Annotated in this window: 15 protein-coding genes and 1 pseudogene; 10 read left to right on the top strand and 6 right to left on the bottom strand. The window is 65.9% G+C overall.

The features are described 5' to 3' along the window. The 7 genes from ACV7NQ_RS35660 to ACV7NQ_RS35690 are packed head-to-tail and all read left to right on the top strand — an operon-like array spanning position 1 to position 6,727. The gene (locus ACV7NQ_RS35660) at positions 1 to 963 is read left to right on the top strand and encodes a DnaJ C-terminal domain-containing protein (RefSeq protein ID WP_463363572.1); all 963 of its coding nucleotides are present in this window, start codon (positions 1 to 3) and stop codon (positions 961 to 963) included. After that, entirely contained in the window at positions 960 to 1,280 is a 321-nt protein-coding gene (locus tag ACV7NQ_RS35665) for a chaperone modulator CbpM (protein WP_463363573.1), read from the top strand. The genes ACV7NQ_RS35660 and ACV7NQ_RS35665 overlap by 4 nt, the downstream gene beginning before the upstream one ends. Then, positions 1,262 to 3,892, top strand: a complete 2,631-nt coding sequence (gene clpB, locus ACV7NQ_RS35670; protein WP_463363574.1) for an ATP-dependent chaperone ClpB — start codon at positions 1,262 to 1,264, stop codon at positions 3,890 to 3,892. The genes ACV7NQ_RS35665 and clpB overlap by 19 nt, the downstream gene beginning before the upstream one ends. 15 nt (positions 3,893 to 3,907) lie before the next feature. Continuing rightward, a complete protein-coding gene (locus ACV7NQ_RS35675; RefSeq protein ID WP_463363575.1) occupies positions 3,908 to 4,360 on the top strand; it encodes a thioredoxin family protein in 453 nt (150 codons plus the stop codon). Further along, a complete protein-coding gene (locus ACV7NQ_RS35680) occupies positions 4,357 to 4,623 on the top strand; it encodes a UBP-type zinc finger domain-containing protein (protein ID WP_463363576.1) in 267 nt (88 codons plus the stop codon). Before ACV7NQ_RS35675 ends, ACV7NQ_RS35680 begins: the two co-directional genes overlap by 4 nt. Further along, positions 4,623 to 6,272: an FAD-dependent oxidoreductase gene (locus ACV7NQ_RS35685; protein ID WP_463363577.1), complete on the top strand. Its 1,650-nt coding sequence runs from the start codon at positions 4,623 to 4,625 to the stop codon at positions 6,270 to 6,272. Before ACV7NQ_RS35680 ends, ACV7NQ_RS35685 begins: the two co-directional genes overlap by 1 nt. A gap of 14 nt (positions 6,273 to 6,286) precedes the next feature. Then, positions 6,287 to 6,727 carry a DUF1931 family protein gene (locus ACV7NQ_RS35690; protein WP_463363578.1) on the top strand — a complete coding sequence of 147 codons (441 nt, stop codon included), beginning with the start codon at positions 6,287 to 6,289 and terminating at the stop codon, positions 6,725 to 6,727. Here ACV7NQ_RS35690 and ACV7NQ_RS35695 read toward each other — a convergent pair. Further along, positions 6,712 to 6,939: a hypothetical protein gene (locus ACV7NQ_RS35695; RefSeq protein ID WP_463363579.1), complete on the bottom strand. Its 228-nt coding sequence runs from the start codon at positions 6,937 to 6,939 to the stop codon at positions 6,712 to 6,714. The genes ACV7NQ_RS35690 and ACV7NQ_RS35695 overlap by 16 nt on opposite strands. Before the next feature lie 30 nt (positions 6,940 to 6,969). On the opposite strand from ACV7NQ_RS35695, the gene ACV7NQ_RS35700 reads away from it, so the two are divergent. After that, positions 6,970 to 8,619 carry a PucR family transcriptional regulator gene (locus ACV7NQ_RS35700; RefSeq protein WP_463363580.1) on the top strand — a complete coding sequence of 550 codons (1,650 nt, stop codon included), beginning with the start codon at positions 6,970 to 6,972 and terminating at the stop codon, positions 8,617 to 8,619. Positions 8,620 to 8,630: 11 nt separating this feature from the next. On the opposite strand, the gene ACV7NQ_RS35705 is transcribed toward ACV7NQ_RS35700, so the two are convergent. The 4 genes and pseudogenes from ACV7NQ_RS35705 to ACV7NQ_RS35720 form a co-directional block, all read right to left on the bottom strand. Next, positions 8,631 to 9,077 (bottom strand): nuclear transport factor 2 family protein, encoded by a 447-nt coding sequence (locus ACV7NQ_RS35705; RefSeq protein WP_463363581.1) that lies wholly within the window; start codon positions 9,075 to 9,077, stop codon positions 8,631 to 8,633. A 139-nt stretch (positions 9,078 to 9,216) separates the two neighbouring features. After that, positions 9,217 to 9,552 (bottom strand): annotated as a pseudogene (locus tag ACV7NQ_RS35710) (transglycosylase family protein); the annotation flags it as partial. 519 nt (positions 9,553 to 10,071) lie between these two features. Further along, positions 10,072 to 10,290, bottom strand: a complete 219-nt coding sequence (locus tag ACV7NQ_RS35715) for a TetR family transcriptional regulator (protein WP_463363582.1) — start codon at positions 10,288 to 10,290, stop codon at positions 10,072 to 10,074. Between the two features lie 263 nt (positions 10,291 to 10,553). After that, positions 10,554 to 10,883 (bottom strand): hypothetical protein, encoded by a 330-nt coding sequence (locus tag ACV7NQ_RS35720; RefSeq protein ID WP_463363583.1) that lies wholly within the window; start codon positions 10,881 to 10,883, stop codon positions 10,554 to 10,556. A 3-nt stretch (positions 10,884 to 10,886) separates the two neighbouring features. On the opposite strand from ACV7NQ_RS35720, the gene ACV7NQ_RS35725 reads away from it, so the two are divergent. Beyond that, positions 10,887 to 11,654, top strand: a complete 768-nt coding sequence (locus ACV7NQ_RS35725; protein ID WP_463363584.1) for a trans-aconitate 2-methyltransferase — start codon at positions 10,887 to 10,889, stop codon at positions 11,652 to 11,654. A gap of 225 nt (positions 11,655 to 11,879) precedes the next feature. On the opposite strand, the gene ACV7NQ_RS35730 is transcribed toward ACV7NQ_RS35725, so the two are convergent. Beyond that, positions 11,880 to 12,734 (bottom strand): hypothetical protein, encoded by an 855-nt coding sequence (locus ACV7NQ_RS35730; RefSeq protein ID WP_463363585.1) that lies wholly within the window; start codon positions 12,732 to 12,734, stop codon positions 11,880 to 11,882. Between the two features lie 485 nt (positions 12,735 to 13,219). On the opposite strand from ACV7NQ_RS35730, the gene ACV7NQ_RS35735 reads away from it, so the two are divergent. Continuing rightward, entirely contained in the window at positions 13,220 to 13,732 is a 513-nt protein-coding gene (locus ACV7NQ_RS35735; protein ID WP_463363586.1) for a recombinase family protein, read from the top strand. Positions 13,733 to 13,755 lie beyond the last annotated feature (23 nt).

The following is a 13,755-nucleotide window of genomic DNA, read 5'->3' on the forward strand; positions in this document are numbered from 1 at the left end:
ATGGCGCGCGACTACTACGAGGTCCTCGGGGTTTCCCGCGACGCCGACAAGGACCAGATTCAGCAGGCATATCGCAAGCTGGCGCGGCGATATCACCCGGATGTGAATTCCGATCCGGCGGCGGAGGATCGGTTCAAGGAGGTCAGCGAGGCGTACGAGGTCCTGTCCGATCCGTCGACGAGGAGTCGCTACGACCGCTTCGGTGAGGACTTCCGGCGGGTGCCGGAGGACTACGACGAACGGGTCGGCGCGGCCACCGGCGGATTCGGTGGCCGCAGCGGTGGTTTCGGTGGCGGCAGCGGTGGTTTCGGTGGCGGCAGCGGTGGTTTCGGTGGCGGGACCCGCGTGCACTTCGGTCGCGGTTTCGACGGCAACGTCGACTTCGGCGACATATTCGGCGATATCTTCGGTGGCCGTGGCGGCGGATACGGACCGATTCCGGGTGCCGATCAGGAGGTGGTCCTGGAGCTGACCGTCGAGGAGGCCTACCGCGGCGGCAAGCGCAAGCTCGGGCTCGACGGGCGCAGCTACGACGTTGATATCCCGGCCGGGGTGATCGACGGCCAGCGGATCCGGTTGGCCGGGCAGGGCGGCAGGGGCAGTGGCGACGCGCCTGCCGGGGATCTCTACCTGGTCGTGCACATCAAGCCGCATCCGCGCTTCCGGTTGGTCGGCCGCGACATCTACGTCGACCTGGCAGTCTCCCCGTGGGAGGCGGTGCTCGGCGCCACCGTCGCGGTCCCGACTCCGAGCGGCGAGGCGAAAGTCAAAGTGGCGCCGGGCTCCTCGACCGGGCGCAAGCTGCGATTGCGTGGCGCGGGCATGCCCAATGCCCGCGGCGCCAACGGCAACCTGTATGCCGAGGTCAAGGTCATGGTGCCGTCGAAGCCGACCGCGCGGGAACGGCAGCTGTTCGAGCAGTTGGCCGCCGAATCGACCTTCGATCCGAGGAGAGAGAAATGAGCGCGCCCACACCGCAATACGTGATCGTGCGGCGACCGGGTCTGCGGCTCGACGAGTTCGCACTGCGGTCCGGTCTGCATCCGGACATGGTGCGCAGATTGGTCGCGCTCGGACTGCTCGACGGTGTCCGCGAAGGTACCGAACTTCGCTTCGAACCGTCCGCGGTGGCCGTCGTCGCCCGAATCCAGCGCTTGCGGTCCGGGCTCGGATTGAACTATGCGGCAATCGGGTTGGTGCTCGATCTGCTGGACCGAATCGAAGAACTCGAAGCCGATCCTCGTCGAAGGAGGACGTCCCGATGGACACCAGCAAGTTGACGGAGAAGTCTCGGGAAGCCTTGAGCGAAGCGCAGAACGCGGCGACGCGATTGGGGCACAGCGAGGTCGACGGCGAGCATCTGCTGCTCGCCTTGATCGACCAGCGCGACGGGCTGGTGCCCCGGCTGCTCGACCAGGCGGGCGCGGATCTCGACGCGTTGCGCGCCGACCTGAATCGCGAGTTGGCCCGCCGGCCCAAGGTCAGCGGTCCGGGCGCCGCGCCGGGGCAGGTGATGGTCACCCGGCGATTGGCGGCACTGCTCGAATCGGCCGAACGAGAGGCCAAGCGGCTCAAGGACTCCTATGTTTCGGTGGAGCACCTGGTAATGGCGCTGGCCGAAGAGGGATCGGGCACTGTGGCGGGCCGGATCCTCGCGGGTCAGGGCATCACCAGAGAGTCGTTCCTGCAGGCGCTCACCACGGTTCGTGGTAATCAGCGGGTGACCTCGGCGACCCCGGAGGGCGCTTACGAGGCACTGGAGAAATACGGCCGTGACCTCGTCGCCGAAGCCCGCGCGGGCAAGCTGGACCCGGTCATCGGCCGAGACGCCGAGATCCGCAGGGTGACACAGATTTTGAGCAGGAAGACCAAGAACAATCCGGTATTGATCGGTGATCCCGGCGTCGGCAAGACCGCGATCGTGGAGGGCCTGGCCCAGCGCATCGTCCGTGGCGATGTGCCAGAAGGCCTGCGCGACAAGACGATCTTCTCCCTCGATATGGGTTCGCTGGTCGCGGGGGCGAAATATCGAGGCGAGTTCGAGGAGCGGCTGCAAGCCGTGCTGTCGGAGGTGAAGGCGGCCGAGGGCGGCATCCTGCTCTTCGTCGACGAGCTACATACCGTGGTCGGCGCGGGATCGGTCGGCGGTGAAGGATCCCTCGACGCGGGCAATATGCTCAAGCCGATGCTCGCCCGCGGCGAGCTGCACATGATCGGCGCCACCACTCTGGACGAGTACCGCAAGCACATCGAATCCGATGCGGCACTGGAACGTCGATTCCAGACTGTGCTGGTGGACGAGCCCAGCGTGGAGGACGCGGTGTCCATCCTGCGAGGCCTGCGCGAACGCCTCGAGGTCTTCCACGGCGTGAAGATCCAGGACGGCGCGCTGGTGGCGGCCGTGACCCTGTCGCATCGCTACATCACCGACCGCTTCCTGCCGGACAAGGCCATCGACCTGGTCGATGAGGCATGTGCTCGGCTGCGCACCGAAATCGACTCGATGCCAGCGGAACTCGATGAACTCACCAGGAAGGTGACCCGGCTGGAAATCGAAGAGGCGGCACTGTCCAAGGAGACGGACGCGGCAAGCAGGGCTCGTCTCGAGGAGCTCCGAAAGGAACTTGCCGATCTGCGGGCCGAGGCCGACTCGAGGCACGCCCAATGGGAGGCCGAACGGCAGGCGATCCGGCGGGTGCAGGAATTGCGTGGACAACTCGAGCAGCTGCGCCACGAAGCCGAAGAGGCCGAACGCAATTACGACCTCAATCGCGCGGCCGAGTTGCGCTACGGCGAGATCACCAAGCTGGAACGCAATCTGCAAGCGGCAGAGGAACAATTGCGGGCCAAGCAGGGCAAGCAGCCGCTGCTGCGCGAGGTTGTCACCGAGGACGAGATCGCCGAAATCGTCGCCGCGTGGACCGGAATCCCGGTGGCCCGGCTACAAGAGGGCGAGCGGGAGAAGTTGCTACGGCTCGATGAAATCCTGCATGAGCGGGTGGTCGGGCAGGAGGAGGCGGTGCAACTTGTCGCGGACGCGGTGATCCGGGCCCGGTCGGGAATCCGCGATCCACGCAGGCCGATCGGATCGTTCATCTTCCTCGGACCCACCGGCGTCGGCAAGACGGAACTCGCGAAGACGTTGGCCGCGGCGCTTTTCGACAGCGAAGACAATATGGTGCGCCTGGACATGAGCGAGTACCAGGAACGGCATACGGTCAGCAGGTTGATCGGTGCGCCTCCCGGCTACGTCGGTTATGACGAGGGCGGGCAGCTCACCGAGGCGGTGCGCCGTAAGCCGTACTCGGTGGTGCTGTTCGACGAGATCGAGAAGGCGCACGCCGACGTGTTCAATACCCTGTTGCAGGTGCTCGACGACGGCCGGATCACCGATTCGCAAGGCCGACAGGTCGATTTCCGCAACACCGTGGTCATCATGACCTCGAATATCGGCTCCCACCATCTACTCGACGGTGTCACCGCCCACGGCGAAATCAAGCCGGACGCACGGGATCGGGTGCTCGCCGAGCTGCGGGGACACTTCCGCCCCGAGTTCCTCAACCGCGTCGACGACATCGTGCTGTTCACGCCGCTGACGCTGCCGCAGATCGAGCACATCGTCGAGCTGCAACTCGAAGAACTCCGACATCGCCTGGCGGAACGGCAGATCAGGCTCGACATCACCCCGGAGGCGCGCAGGCTCATTGCCCAGCACGGATTCGATCCAGTCTACGGTGCGCGGCCGTTGCGCCGCTACATCGCGCACGAAGTCGAGACGAAGATCGGCCGGGCGCTCGTGCGCGGCGATATCGGTCAGGGCGGCACCGTCACTGTCACCGTGGACGGTGACGATCTCGCGGTCGCGTACACCGCGCCCGCGATCGCGGCATGAAAACGAGGTGCGACCATGGAAACCGCGAAGATCAAATGCCCCAACTGTGGGACGTTCAACCGGGTTCCGGCCGCGGCGGAGGGCACACCGCGCTGCGGTAACTGCCACAAACGGCTGCCGTGGATCGTCGCGGCGAGGGACGACGACTTCACCGAGGTGACCGAAAAGTCTTCGGTGCCGGTCCTTGTCGACCTGTGGGCGACCTGGTGTCGGCCCTGTCTGATGGTCAGCCCGGCGCTCGAACAGCTCGCGACCGAACGTGCCGGTCGGCTGAAGCTGGTCAAGGTCGACGTCGATGCCGCACCCCGCACCGCCGAGCGGTTCGTAGTGCGGGCGGTGCCGACCTTGCTCGTGCTCGACCACGGCGAGGTGCTGGCGAGGCAGGCGGGCGCCGCTCCGGTACCGGAACTGCGGAGGTGGCTGGACCAGGCCCTCTCCGATCGAGCGGATAAGGGGGTGACCGCATGACCTCCATCTATACCGATCCCCACGTCGCGGCGATCCGGCCGGTGGCGCCGCGGACACCGCAGGGCTGCGAAGAGTGTCTTCAGCTCGGCACGCCATGGCTGCATCTGCGGCTGTGCCTGACCTGCGGGCACGTCGGCTGCTGTGACTCGTCCCCGATGCGGCACGCGCGAGCGCACGCCACCGGGACCGGCCACCCCATCGTCCAATCGATGGAACCCGGCGAGAATTGGCGCTGGTGCTACGTCCACCAGAACTTCGTCTGATGAACGTCGAAACCCCGGACGATGTCGGCGCGTTTCCGCGATTGTCGGACGCGCAGGTGGCGACGCTCGCCGTCGGCGGCGCCCGGCGAGCGGTGCGCGCCGGTGAGACATTGGTTCGCGCCGGCGAGCCGAGCGACGAGTTCTTCGTGATCCTGTCCGGCACCGTCGCGATCGTCGACGACGATGCGGGGGAACGCCGGGTGCTGCGCATCCACGGGCCCGGCCGATTCCTCGGCGAGCTGGGCCTGCTGGAAGGTCAGGTCGCGTTCTACACCGCGGAGATGATCGAAGACGGCGAGGTGCTGGTCGTCCCGGTCCAGCGGATACGCGCGCTGGTCGAACACGATCCGGTGCTCAGCGACCTCATTCTTCGCGCGTATCTGATCCGCCGCTGCCGGCTGCCCGGTATGGTCTCCGGGTTCCGAATCATCGGTTCCTGCTACTCGCCCGACACCCGGCGGCTACGCGAGTTCGCCGTGCGAAACCGATTGCCGCACACCTGGATCGACCTCGAGCGCGACAGTCGGGCCGAACAACTCCTGCGTGATCTCGGTGTCGCACCCGAGGACACTCCGGTCGTCATCTGGCGTGGCGAGCGGGTGCTGCGCAATCCGACGAATGCCGAATTGGGGCGCCTCATCGGCCTACCGGTGCCGGACACGCTGCGCGAGGTGTGCGACCTCATCGTGGTGGGTGCTGGCCCGGCTGGTCTGGCCGCCTCGGTGTACGGCGCCTCGGACGGGCTCGACACCTCGGTGCTGGAGGCGATTGCGGCGGGTGGGCAGGCGGGCACCTCCTCGCGCATCGAGAACTACCTGGGCTTTCCCGCGGGCATCTCCGGCACCGAGCTGGCCGAGCGGGCGGTCATCCAGGCCGGAAAGTTCGGTGCTCGGTTGCTGGTGTCCGCGGAGGTAGTCGGGCTGGAAGCCGAGGATGGACACCATCTGCTGCGGCTGGCCGGTGGCGGCGCGCTGCTCGGCCGCACCGTCGTCGTGGCCACCGGCGCCCGCTATCGCAGACTCGCCGTGACCGGGATCGAGCGCTTCGAAGGCACCGGCGTGTACTACGCCGCGACCCATCAGGAGGCGTCGATGTGCGGCGTGGACCCGGTGGCGATCGTCGGCGGCGGTAACTCCGCAGGGCAGGCAACGGTGTTTCTCGCCGGTCGCGTCGAGCACGTGCACCTACTCATCCGGGATGGCGATCTCGGCAAGAGCATGTCCCGGTATCTGGTCGAGCAGATCGAGCAGCACCCGCGTGTGACGGTGCACCGCAACACCGAGGTGCGCGCGGTAGTCGGCGTCAGCGAACTCGAAGCAATCGTGGTCGAGAACACTCGCACCGGGGAGCGGGAGAAGCTCGCGGTGCGCGCCCTGTTCGTTTTCATCGGGGCCATGCCGTGCACCGTGTGGTTGGCGGACTCCGTCGCGCTCGACGCGCACGGCTTCGTCCGCACCGGCCCGGACGCGGTGTACTCGGCCGAGGATCAGCGCGATTCCGGCCGCCGACCGCTACCGCTCGAAACAAGCAGGCCTGGCGTCTTCGCGGTGGGCGATGTCCGTAGCGGCTCGGTCAAACGAGTCGCGTCCGCCGTCGGTGAAGGCGCGATGGCGGTGCGCCATATTCACGAATACTTCGAAAGGAGCTGACTGAAATGCCGGTAATGGGCGTTGTCAAATTTCAGCGTTTCTTCCGTGCCGCGGCCGGGCTGCAGGTGGACCGCAATGATCTCAAGCGCTACACCGAATTCATCGACGACAAGATCTATGACCTGTTCGTCGTTGCCAAGGCGTCGGCGAAGGCGAACTCGCGCGATGTGATCGAACCCTGGGATCTGCCGATCACCGCGGGACTGCAGCAGAGCATCCATCGGTTCGAGAAGCTGGATGAGGAGATCGAGCTGCAACCGCTGCTCGACCAACTCGCCGCGCGCCCGCCCCTCGACCTGGCCCTCTCGGAGGACACCGAGCGCCGGCTGCCGCTGATCGCCGGTGGCCTGAGCGTGGCGCTCGCGCAGACGTTCGTCGCGATCGCACCGAAGGTCAAGAATCCGGGAACCGCCGAATGGTCTGTGGTATTCGAGATATTTCATCTGCTGCTTTGATGCAGCAATGGGGCATATTCGTCATGGGCTGCAAACGCCGGAGTGATCGGTGTACCGTGAATGATGAACGCCCGCAGAATTAATCCGCGCCTGGATGTTGTCATTCGAAGTGGATCGGTGCGCGTGGCGGCGAGTTGATCGGCCGAAAATTTCGGGGTGGGCGTGGCCGTGGCCGCCGCGGCGCCGGGTCCGGCCTCGAACCCTGCTGCCATGGGCCAGACCCCGCCATGAATCAGCAATTGTTGAGTTATCCAATCACCGACGGCTTGGCACGCGCACAAGTGGCGTCGCTGCACGGGCTGTGCGCGCTGTCGGCGGCGCTGTCGAGCGAGCACGAAGAAGTGGAAATACTTCGAATAGCCGGTGCGGCTGTCCCGTCCCTCGGCTCGTGTCGCACGCTGGCGAGCTATCACCGGGTGGACGGCGAATTCCTGCAGTACCCGCAGACGCGACCCGCACAGCCCGGCCTGGACGCGCAGGTCAGTGCCCAGGACGGCGAGGGCAGCGTGAACCTGGCCGACGAGAAGTGGGGGTGGGCGTTCGCCCTGCGAAGTTTGTCCGGAGCGGTCGGTTCGCTCATTGTCGGCTCCGACCGCGCGCCGCGGCCGGACGAGATATTGCTGCTGGAAGTGCTGGCGCAGCTCACCGGTGCGGCGCTGGCCAATGCCACCACGCACGAACGTGCTTCCGAGCTCACCGAGATCAACGAGCACTTGGCCGCCACGGTGCTACGCCTCGAACGGCAGACGCGGGTGCACGAGGTGCTCGCGGGAGCCGCCGCCTACGGACAGGGCGAACAGGGTATCGCCGACGCCCTCGCCCAGCTGACCGATTTGCCCGTCGCGGTCGAGGACCCCTTCGGCAATCTGCGGGCCTGGTCTGGACCCGGCCGACCGGAACCCTATCCCAAAGCCGCACCGGAGCAGCGTGATCAACTGCTGCATCGTCTCGCGACCCACAATGCGCCGCTGCGGGTCCACGATCGGGTGATCATGCTGGTGAAACCACGTGCCGAGGTCCTCGGCACGCTCGCACTGATCGACCCGGACCATCGAGTGGTCGAGGCTCAGCTGTTCGCACTGGTGTACGGCAGCACCATGCTCGCCCTCGAACTCGCACATCAACGCAATCTCGCCGAGATCGAACTGCGGCTACGTCGCGAGCTCGTCGACGATCTCGCCTCCGGCACCGACAACGACAGCGCCTACGCCCGCGCAGAAGCGTTGGGACACGACCTGCGCGGAGCACACTACGTCGTCCTGGTGCACAGCGCGGGCCGCGCCGACGATGCGATCGCAGAGGCCGCGAGCCGCGCCGCGTCGGCCCTGAGTCTGCAATACATCCAGGGCCGCCACGGCGGCACGGTCGTGCTGATCACCGACCGCAGACCGGATCCGGTCGCCTTCCACCACGCAATCCGCGAACGCGTCGACGCGACGCCGATAACCATCGGCATCAGCGGCCGGTGCGAGCAGCCGAGCGATTTCGCGCGATCGTTCGCCGACGCGCACCGTGCGGTCCATATCCGGCTGCGGTCGCGGATACCGGACGGCGCGACGGCATTCGACGAACTCGGCTTCTATCGTCTGGTCGACGCGGCGCACGCCGCCGGTCAGGTCGACGGCTTCATGCGCGAATGGCTCGGTGCCCTCCTGGATTACGACGACACCCGGAACTCGGACCTCGTGTACACCTTGGCCCGGTATCTCGAATGCGGCGGCAACTATTACGATTCCGCCGCCGCATTACACATCCATCGCAGCACCGTGCGCTATCGCCTCGGCCGTATCCGCGAACTCACCGGCTTCGACTTACGTGATGTGAATATCCGATTCAATCTCCAAGCCGCAACGCGCGCGTGGCAATTCCTGTCCGTCGTCCCTGATCCGTAACGCTGCGACCGCTAGCCCATGCCCGGCGTGGCGGGTGTGAGGTACATGTAGCTCTTCTCCTCGACGCGCTGCTTGATGCGCCAGTGGCCGTCGACGCGGGCGAAGGTATCCAGGTACCAGAGGCCGCAGAACATGACGCTTTGCTGTCCGTCGCCATTCGCTATGAGCATCGGGTTGTGGCACATCGTGCGGCCGGTCGCGGTGTCGCCGTCGACGGTGATCGAGGAGTTGCTGACCAGGTGTTGGAATGCCGGGAAGTTCGGCATGACTTGGGCGAGAAAGGCTTTCGTCGACGCGAGGTCGCCATTGGCGCCGCCCATCGCGGAGTAGTCGATCAGGGCATCGGCGGTGAAGACGTCATCGAGCAGGTCCCACTGCTTGGTGTCGACCGCGTGTGAGTAGCGGACCATCAGATCCTGGATCTCCAAACGATCCGAAATTTCCTGCAACGACAACATGGGTGCCTCCTCGCACTGAAACAGGTTCTAGTAATGCCATCAGTGTTGGAGCCGGGAATCAAGATGCAGAACGGCCCTGTCTGCGCAGTCCGCGCGACAGGGCCGTTCTGGATGCTGTTTTCCGGAGGTCGGAGCCTTACAGGTAGGCGCCGCAGACCGGCCAGGCGCCGGGGCCCTGGGTGGCGAGCACGTTCTCCGCGACGCGGATCTGCTCGTTCCGGCTGGCGTTGCTCGGGCTGCCGGAGCCACCGTTGGCCTCCCAGGTACTCTGGGTGAACTGCAGGCCGCCGGAGAAGCCGTTACCGGTGTTGGTACTCCAGTTGCCGCCGCTCTCGCACTGCGCGACGCCGTCCCAGTTGTGGCCGCCCGCGGCGGACGCGGTGGCGGTGGAGACGCTGAACGGGAAGGCGACGAGCGCGCCGACGACGGCGGCGACGCCGAGGGTACGGTTGGTGAACTTGCGGTGCTGAGTCATATATGAATTCCCTGCCTGCGCCCTGCCGGCCCGGGAAGCTGGTCCGGGTCCCTGCCCCCAGGAATGTCGGGGATCCTCGAACCGTGGGGCAGGGTTGCCGGTGTTCGGCGATTCGAGTTCAGCCTGGACGTCGATCCGGGCCGACACCGACGACGGTAACGGAGAAGTATCGACAGATCACGTTGCGATAACGTCCGAATTGCCTCAAGTGGACGGCGAGGCTGTTGACATTCCGCCCGCTCAAGTCGAAGAAATTACATATTCGACTTGGCAGTTATTGTTACGTTATGTGGGCGAGATCACGTCGAAATAGTGACCTCGATCGCGTTTGATCATGAGAAAACCACCTCGGAATCGGCCCGGCTCGGCCGGTAGCGTGACGATGTCCCGTCGTAGCGCGTGCTGAGGTCGTGGAACTTCGTCAGTCACTTCGGGCGGCCCGACGACCGGCTCATGATCGTGTAGTCCGTGGTCAGCCAGCAATCGGCCGCCGGGAACGCGAGCTGGGCGTCGCCGCGCTCACCCCGCCGCGTCCGGCTGACCGAGGCGGGCGCCGCAGTCCTGCCGTCGCCGCGCGCGGTGCTCGCCGCCGGGGAACACGCCCGGGCCCGCGTCGAAACGGTTGCGCAGCACACCGACGATTTCGTCCTTGTCGGCGAAGTATCGATACAGCGAGCCGATGCTCATACCGGCGTGCGCGGCCGGATACCAGACCACGATTTGCGAAATCGAAGCCACGCTGCACTTCTGGCGCTACATCGGACACCTGCTCGGTGTGCAACCCGACTGGTATCCGCGCGTTTCCGGGAATCGGTGCAGTTGATGTTCGCCGCGTTCGTCAAGCGGGCGCACACCGCGGGTCCGGACGGGGTCGAGCTGGTCGAGTCCTACCTACCCGCGTTCGAAGCGAAGCCGGGAACGCCATGGCGCAAACGACGTCGCGACGAGCTCAACTATCGCGCCCAGATCGGGTACACCGCGCTCTGGCTACCGCCCGCCACCTACGCCCGGCACGATATGCCGCTTTCCGCTTCCCGTGGGTGCTCCACCCGATCATCCAGGCGCCGGTCATCTTCGCGGTGGAAACCCTGCGTCGAACCATCCCCGGTGTCGACGATGTCGTCGATCGAGTGCAGCGGCGACGACGAGAAGCGTGGTACCGCAATGAAGTCGGCGGCCGCAATGCCGAGTTCCGGCCGGTCGAAGAGTTCCGGCGGTAACACCGATCCCACATAGCGGAATCCGTAGCCCACAATAGCCCTTGCAGCCTCTACAATCGGTACAATAAAGTACGCACGTACGGTTTGTTGCAATTCGAGGACTTGGAGCATCCGATGTGGGATCCCAAGAAGTATCTGGCCTTCGACGATCACCGGTCGCGGCCGTTCTTCGACCTGCTGAATCGGGTAGGAGCCGAAAAACCCCGCCGCGTTGTCGATCTCGGCTGTGGGCCAGGGCATCTCACCACGGCCCTGGCCGAGCGCTGGCCCGCCGCGGCGATCCAGGCATTGGACTCATCGCCGGAAATGGTTGCCGCGGCCAGGGATCGCGGTGTCGACGCGGACCTCGGCGAGGTCGAAGACTGGAAACCCAGCCCCGACACGGATGTCGTCATCTGCAATGCGGTCCTGCACTGGGTGCCGACCCACACCGCGCTGCTGCCCGAATGGGTAACCCTGCTGCCGATCGGAGCCTGGCTCGCCTTCCAGGTACCGGGTAACTTCGACGCGCTCTCCCACCGCACCATCCGCCAGGTCGCGGCCCGCGACGAATGGCGCGACAAGCTCGCCCCCGCAGGCATTCTCGAACCGGGCGCCGTACTCGACCCCAGCGGATACGCCCAGCTACTCACCACCGCCGGATGCGAAGTCGATGCCTGGGAAACCACCTACCTCCAGCGACTTTCCGGCGAAGATCCGGTACTCGAGTGGATCACCGGAACCGCCCTGCGCCCCGTGCGCGACGCCCTCGACGACGGCGAATGGGAGGAGTTCCGCGCCCAGCTCGCTCCGCTACTCCGCGCGGCGTACCCGCGCCAGCTCGACGACACCACCTGGCTGCCGTTCCGGCGGGTGTTCGTCGTCGGACGCAAGCCGGGCTAGCTCGGGGCTAGCTCTGAGAGATCATCTGAGAACTCATTCTGCTGGCCCGCTGTCGCGGGCCAGCCGCCGAGTGAGGGTGTGGATGGCTGCGACATGTTTGGGAGGGTATCTCGCGCCACGCCGATGCGCGTGCCGTCGGCAAACACTTCGAGCGCGTGGATGTGCGAGGTCTCGATGACGACGGGATCGGATTCTGTTGCCGGGCCACGGCGTGCCCTGCTGTTTTCAGCGGGTTGTGCGCAGTTGCTCGGCTGCGAGCCGTCGACGGCCCAGCAGATGCTCACCGCGGACGTTCGTCAGCGCGATCTTCGCGATCCCGCTCGGTGCTGTCCAGTCATGATCGCGCAGCGCCGGGGCTACGGTCAGTGTCGCGAGGAGCTCCTCCGTCGAGGCGTCGTACCAGGTGCTGTCCGCGGTCAGTGTGGTCCGGACGACCGCCTGGCGACCCGTTGGTGGGGGGTGGCCAGCGAACCAGGAGAGGCCCACTCGGACTGCATCGATGGGGTCGGCTGTCGCCGGCGCATCCCAGTAGCAGTCCAGCGGGTGCGTGGCATCCAGCAGCACGCCTAGGTCGTCGATCTGGAAGGCCACCGACGGTTGGACATCCTGTGCGCCCAGCCAGCGGCCGCCCGCGGCGTTGGTCGCCGCGCGGACTTCCCCGAGGAAGCGGTTCAGCCGGGTGGAATGGTGCGACGCCAGGTGCCGGTTGTCGAGAAAGTCGTCATCTACCCACAGCAGGTTGTAGGGAGCGCGGGTCCACGGGAACCAGATGTTGCCCAACGGAACCACCTCACACTGGTACGGCCCACCCCGGCCCTCGTCGTCGAGCAGCTGTCGGCCCCGGATCTCCAGCGGCGGGATGGTGGTGTCGTAGCGGTGGGTGACGATCGAGGGCAGGGTCGTCAGCGACGACATGTTGCCCGTGTCGATCTCGAGGACTCGTCCCTCGGCGAGGTCGACCGCGACGGTGGTGGAGACGTCGAGCCAAAGACCCTCGTTGAAGATGACGCCAGGGATCAGCTCCTCGTACGGCAACGCCCGGCGCAACCGTTCCGGGTGCCGGTCAAGGAAGTCGGCCACGAATCCATCGCGGCCGTCGCGATACCCGAGCTGGTTACAGCCCCGCACTTGGTATATGCGGTGTCGGGCACCGGATACCAGCACCTGCCGCTGCCAGTGTTGAAGCCGCTCGACCGCATGATCGACCGGGAACTCGAGGGCCCAACATAGCGACTCGTTCTCGTAAGTGGACCAAGGATTCAGCACGACACACCGACAACCCTGAGATCGGTCCACTGATAGCTGGAGCTGTTGACGTCGGCGCTCAGATACGTTGTGGCAGAGTCCAGCCGACATTCGTGCGGACAGTCGCTCGTCACCGCGTTGATTTGGTACGCCCGATGCACTGGCTGATTGTTCGGGGGTGCCATCGTCGACAACATGCCTTTACGCTGGGTGACGTAGTTACGGAGCCGAAGGGAGCCAGCCTCGCGACCAATTCTCGCAGCCGCTGCCAAACGCCAATCCCAGCAGTGGGAATATGTTGCCAGCTGGGCGATTTACCTTTGACATTCGAGCTGTTCCTACGGGTCTCGATACCCATTTGGATGAAGACCTTCCCAGGCAGCGAAGGCCGATCCGCTGCTGGTGCTGCGGGACCTATTGGGTCACTCCACCGCGCCGGCGACACCCTCGTCGTCCCCAAGCTCGACCGTCTGGTACGCTCGGCACCCGACGCCCGCGACATCGGCGTCAAGCTCTCGCTCGGCGGCACCCTCTACGACCCCGCCGACCCGATGGGCAAGATGTTCTTCAACATCCTGGCCACCTTCGCCGAGTTCGAGGTCGACCTCCTGCACGTGCGCACCCGCGAAGGCATGGTGGTGGCGCGGGCCAAGGGCAAGCTCAAGGGGAAGCAGTCCAAGCTCACCGCCCGCCAGCAGCGCCACCTGGTCCAGCAGCACCAGTCCGGCGAGCACACCATCGCCGACCTCGCCGAGCTCTTCTCCGTCAGCCGCGCCATCGTCTACCGCGTCCTCGAACGCCACCCCGCGCCGTCGACCCCCGGCGGGCAGTGACGTGCTGCCCTACGTCTACCAGG

The organism is Nocardia sp. Tas62D01, from assembly GCF_055232035.1.